This window comes from Mycobacterium sp. 1423905.2 (genome assembly GCF_001673155.1).
GTDB lineage: Bacteria > Actinomycetota > Actinomycetes > Mycobacteriales > Mycobacteriaceae > Mycobacterium.
In genome coordinates this window covers 1-5,590 of the sequence record NZ_LZLE01000077.1, presented here as the reverse complement: position 1 = coordinate 5,590, position 5,590 = coordinate 1, and the positions used below count along the sequence as shown (strand labels likewise).

General features: G+C 64.5%; 5 protein-coding genes. All 5 read right to left on the bottom strand.

Annotated elements, in window-relative coordinates:
* Positions 1-102: hypothetical protein (locus A9W95_RS27670; RefSeq protein ID WP_253851554.1), on the bottom strand; the 102-nt coding region annotated here is incomplete at its 3' end.
* Positions 103-117: 15 nt separating this feature from the next.
* Positions 118-951: a sulfate ABC transporter permease subunit CysW gene (cysW, locus tag A9W95_RS04275; RefSeq protein WP_067409379.1), complete on the bottom strand. Its 834-nt coding sequence runs from the start codon at positions 949-951 to the stop codon at positions 118-120.
* Positions 948-1,817 carry a sulfate ABC transporter permease subunit CysT gene (gene cysT / locus A9W95_RS04270; protein WP_082982886.1) on the bottom strand — a complete coding sequence of 290 codons (870 nt, stop codon included), beginning with the start codon at positions 1,815-1,817 and terminating at the stop codon, positions 948-950. Before cysT ends, cysW begins: the two co-directional genes overlap by 4 nt.
* The gene (locus tag A9W95_RS04265; protein ID WP_067409378.1) at positions 1,814-2,848 is read right to left on the bottom strand and encodes a sulfate ABC transporter substrate-binding protein; all 1,035 of its coding nucleotides are present in this window, start codon (positions 2,846-2,848) and stop codon (positions 1,814-1,816) included. The genes cysT and A9W95_RS04265 overlap by 4 nt, the downstream gene beginning before the upstream one ends.
* 473 nt (positions 2,849-3,321) lie before the next feature.
* Complete coding sequence (locus A9W95_RS04260; protein ID WP_067409377.1) at positions 3,322-5,568, bottom strand: MMPL family transporter; 2,247 nt, start codon at positions 5,566-5,568, stop codon at positions 3,322-3,324.
* Between the last annotated feature and the right edge of the window lie 22 nt (positions 5,569-5,590).

Sequence of the window (5,590 nt, the reverse complement as noted above, 5' to 3'; positions counted from 1 at the left end):
CACAAAATCCACATGATCCAACGCCACAAAATCGCCATACTGCTTATACGCATCACGCACCGTGATCGCATAGTCACCCGAATCACTCTGTGTCTTGGTCATCTGTGTATCTCCTTGTCAGGCCTGTTGTTTCGCCCGTGCTCGCCGCAGCAACAGGACCACCTTGACGATCAGGAAGACCACCGCGACACCCATCATCAACGTGGAAAGCGCGTAGGCGCCGTATACCGATCCGCGGTTGTAGCGGTCATTGACCAGCAGCGTCAGTGTCTGCGTGCTGCCGGGCAGATTCGAGGACACCATGATGACCCCGCCGAATTCGCCGAGGGTCCGTGCGGTGGTCAGCACGATGCCGTAGGTCAACCCCCACCGGATGGACGGCAACGTGATGCGCCAAAACGTCTGCCACCAACCAGAACCCAGGGTGGCCGCCGCCTGTTCTTGTTCGGTGCCGACTTCGGCGAGCACTAATTGCACTTCTCGCACGATGAAGGGCATGGTGACGAAGATGCTGGCCAAGACGATTCCCGGGACGCCGAAGATGATGCGGAACCCTAAGTCGTTCTCGATGAAGCCGAGCGCGCCCGCCGAACCCCACAGCACAATCATCGCCACTCCCACGATGATCGGCGACACCGCGAACGGCAGGTCGACAATGGTTTGCAGGACACCGCGGCCCCGGAACTTGCTGCGCGCCAGCAAGAGCGCCGTCGGCACCCCGAAGACGACGTTGAGCGGCACGACGATGGCCAACACCAGCAGCGACAGATGCAGCGCGGATATCGCTGCCGGTGTGGTGATCCACGCCCAGAATTGTCCGAACCCGGGCCGGAAGGTGCGCCACAGGATCAGCGTGGCGGGAACGATCAGCATCACGATGATGTAGGAAGACCCGACGAATCGGATGAGATAGCGGGCCCAGGGCGCCGGCGTGGGGTTGGCGGTGGTCATGACGACTTCTCCTCGCGTTTGGCCCTGCGGCCGCCGACTATCCGCAATCCGAACAGCACCGTGAAGGAAATCGTCAGCAGCACAATGGAGATTGCGGCAGCCGCGGTGCGGTCGTCGTTTTCGATCAATGCGCGTATCCACTGAGAGGAGACTTCGGTCTTACCGGGCACCGCACCTCCGATGGTGACCACCGACCCGAATTCGCCGATGCAGCGCGAGAAAGCAAGCCCGGCGCCGGACAGTACGGCGGGCAGCAGCGACGGGAGGACCACCGAGGTGAATACTTTGCGGCCGTTGGCACCCAGCGACGCGGCGGCTGCTTCGACTTCCCGGTCGATCTCCCGCAACACCGGTTGCACGGCGCGCACCACGAACGGCAGCGTGACGAAGGCCAGCGCCATTGCCACCCCGGGCGGGGTGTGTTGCAAGTGCAGGTGCACCGGGCTGTTGGCGCCGTACAGCGCCAGCATCACCAGGCTGGTGACGATGGTCGGCAGCGCGAACGGTAGGTCGATGACAGCGTCTAGTAGTCCTTTTCCGACGAAGTCGTCACGCACCAGCATCCAGGCGACCAACACGCCGAACAGCACGTCGAGGACCGTGACGACAACGGAGACGATAAGGGTCACCTTGAACGACTCCAGGGCGGCGTGTGAGGTGACGGCCAACCAAAAGTGCTGCCACCCGCCCCCGACTGCCTGCCATGCGATCGCGGCCAGCGGCAGCAACACGATGATCGATAACCACAGCGTCACTACGCCGACCCGAAGGGTTGTGCTACTGGGTGCGGAGGCGGTGTCGGTCGCCGGTGCCAGGGTGGCCCCGTTGTCCGGCGGGAGGAGTTCGGGTCGAATCGCCGCGGTCATCCGGTGGCCTGCAGGTAGATCTTGGTGATGCTGCCGGTACCCCGGTCGAACAGCTGTGGGTCCACCGCACTCCAGCCGCCGAGGTCAGCGATCGTCCACAGTTTGACCGGGACCGGGAATTGGTCGCGGAAGTCGCTGGCGACCGCAGGGTCGATGGGACGGAAACCGGCTTGCGCCCAGAGCCGTTGGGCCACGGCGCTGTACTGGAAGTTCTTGAAGGCGATCGCGGCATCGATTTGCGGGCTGGTCGTCACCACCGCCACCGGGTTCTCGATTTTGAAGGTCTGGGGTGGGTTGACGTGTTCGACGGGCTGTCCTTGCCGTTCGGCCGCGATGGCTTCGTTCTCATAACTGATCAAGACGTCACCGCTGCCTTCGATGAAGACGTCGGTGGCTACCCGCCCGGACCCGGGGCGCAACTTGACGTGCTCGCGCACCAAGCTGTTGATGTAGTCGACACCAGCTTGGCTGTTGCGGCCGCCGCCACTCTTGACGGCGTACGGCGCCAACAGGTTCCATTTTGCCGAACCCGAGCTCAATGGGCTGGGAGTGACGATTTCCACGCCGGGCCGCAACAGATCGTCCCAATCCCTGATGTTCTTCGGGTTGCCCTTGCGCACCACCAAGGTGACCACCGATCCGAACGGAATTCCCTTGCTGCCCTCGGTGTTCCAGTCCGCGGACACCTTGCCGGCTTTGACCAGGCGGGTGATGTCGGGTTGGACGGAGAAGTTGACGATGTCGGCCGGTTTTCCGGCGACCACGCCGCGGGATTGGTCCCCGGAGGCTCCGTAGGAGGTGATGACCTGAACACCCCGGCCTTCCTCGGAGGCGTTGAACGCGGGAATGACCTTGCTCCAGCCGGGCTCGGGGACGGAGTAGGCGACCAAGGTGATGCTCCGGCTGACGTTGGTCAGGCCGCCGCCCCCCACGGCGTCACTGGCGCCACCATGGCACGCGGTTACGACAGCGGCGACGAGCACCAGCACGACATGCCGCCAGCACAGCGCGCGGGTGCTGTCGTCAAGCATTGGTGACCTTCCGTGTCAAAGTTGCGATTTCGGCGAGTGAGGGCACGGTGCACAGATGGGCTTCTTTACCGACTCGACACCAGACCGCGCGGGTAGGTCAGCGACAACAGCCCATGACGAAGCAGCACACCAACGCATCGGATGCCGCATACATGGCGCCAAGTTAACAGAGGTCATCGCAGCTGGCGGGGCACGTTCTGCGCCGTTATGAGCACACCGCGGAGATGATGCGCGCCGCCGCGGCGTCCGGTCGGCCGCCACCCTATCGACGGTAGGCCGCGCGAACCAGAATTGTTGCGCCGCAGCAAAGACGCTGTTGCAGTGCGCGTTTGCGCTTGACGACGGCTATTTCGGCGACGAGTGCGGCATCTGGAGCCGCCGGAAAGCGTCATGGACACCGGCGGGACGACGCGTCCAGCGAACTCCGGGCACGCAGCCGGGACGCCAGCGATGTCCGGTCATTCTCATAAACTTCACGGTGATGGAAACGGCAGTTGCCGGGCGGGGCCGCCTTCGCGGACACCGAATCGACTATGCAGGCGGGTCAACGCTTTCGGCGCCCACCAGTTGTATCGGCCGAGCACATGCATAAACGCCGGCACCAGCAACATTCGTACCAGCGTGGCGTCGACGAGTACGGCCACCGTCAGCCCGAAGCCGAACAGCCGCATGAATGACACCTGCGCAGCCATCAGGGCGGCGAACGAGATCGCCATGATCAGCGCCGCCGCGGTGATGACCCGGCCGGTGTGGGCCACCCCCAGCGCGACGCTTCTGTCGTTGGCGCCCCACCCCTGGTGCGACGCCAACCAGTATTCGCGGATGCGTGAGATGAGGAACACCTCGTAATCCATCGATAGCCCAAAGGCGATGCAGAACAACAAGACTGGTAATTCCACACCCAGGGTTCCGGTGGCCGCGGTGCCGAGCCCGCCTAAGTGGCCTTCTTGGAAGACCCAGACCAAGGCACCGAACGCCGCGGTCAGCGACAGCGTGTTCATCAATACCGCTTTGACGGGCAAGACCACGCTGTTGGTCAGCAGGAAGACAAGCACCATGGTGATCACCGCAATGAGGGCCAGCACCGACGGCACCCGGATGGCGATGGCGTGCACGCCGTCGCGGTTGCTCTGTGCCACACCGGCCAGTTGCACCGGTCTGCCTGCCGGGGTCGCAACGGCATGCAGTCGGTCGAGCTGGGCCGTCGAGGCCGCCGAATACAGCGGTGCGGTGGTGCTCACGGTCAAAAAGGCGCTGCCGTCTTTGGCGGCACTGGGCGCCGACGCCAGGCCCGCCGGTCTCCCGTCGACGAACCTGACGCCGGGCGCCGACACCGAAGACACGTCGGGCACCCGGGACAGGGCGGCGGCGTAATCGTCGAGTTGGGTCGGCGACACGTCGACCGCGTTCGGGAGCACGACGGTGATGTCGGGGACGTTGGTACGCGCGAAGTTAGTGCGCAGCTGGTCACCGACCTGACGCGCCGAGGCTGTGGGCGGCAGGATGCGGTCGTCGGCGAAGCCCCACCGCACCTGCCGAAAGGGCGCACCGAGCAATAGCAGGACCACGATGACGATCAGGCCGATCGGTACTGCCCCGCGCATTACCGACCTGGTCCATCGATACCAGAACCAATGTTCGTCGGGCTCGGGCTGGCGCTGCGGGCGGCCGAGGATCCGGCGCAACAGCCGACGCGCGTCGAACGCATCGAGACGTTCACCCAGCAGCGCGATCGCGGCCGGTGTCACCACGATCGAGGCCGCGGCCGCGAAGGCGATCACCGCCACGCCCGCATAGGCGAACGACTTCAAGAAGTATTGAGGGAAGAGCACCAACGTCGCCATCGACAACGCGACCGTCAACGCCGAGAACAACACCGTGCGGCCGGCGGACATCATCGTCTTGATGAGGGCGGCGTCACGAGGCCGCCCTTCGGCGAGCTCATCGCGGAAGCGGCTGAGAATCAGCAAGGTGTAGTCGACGGCCAGCGCCATGCCCATCGCCACAATGAGATTGAGCGCGAAGACCGACACGTCGGTGAACAAGGATACGGCGCGCAGCGACGCCAGCGATCCGAGTATCGCGACGATACCGACGGCTATCGGTACCGCCGCCGCGACCAGCCCACCGAAAATCCACACCAGCACCAGGAAACTCAGCGGCAAGGCAACCGACTCCATGAGCAGCAGGTCTTTCTGAGTTTGCGCATTCACCTGCCAGGCGACGGTGGCGTCGCCGCCGACGCGCACCGTGACGCCGTCGCGGTCGTGGCCGAGTTCGTCGTAGAGCCGCTTGGCGTTCTTCTGGGCGTTGGCCTCGCCGCCGGTGATTGCGGCGACGATCAGTCCTGTCTTGCCGTCCTTGCTCACGAAGGAGGAGGCCTGCGCCGCCGGTACCGTCCACGCCGATTGCACCTGGCGGACATCGGGCGAATGTCTTAGCCGCTCAACGAGATCGGTGCCGACCGCTGTGGCCTGGGCACCGTGCGCGCCGTCGGTTGAGGTGACGGTGATCAACATGGTCGTGTCACCGGCTCCGAATTTCTGCGCGAGCAGTGCGGCGGCTTGCGACGATTCGGCGCTGGGATCGGTTCCGCCGCCGGGTGACAATTTTCCTAGGACAGGGATGCCGAAGACCGCGGCGCCGATGACCACCAGCAGGGCCACGCCCAGGACCCGGCGGGGAGCTGAGATCGCGAGTCGAGCGATTCGGGATAGCACAGCGGGTCAGCTCGCCTTCATC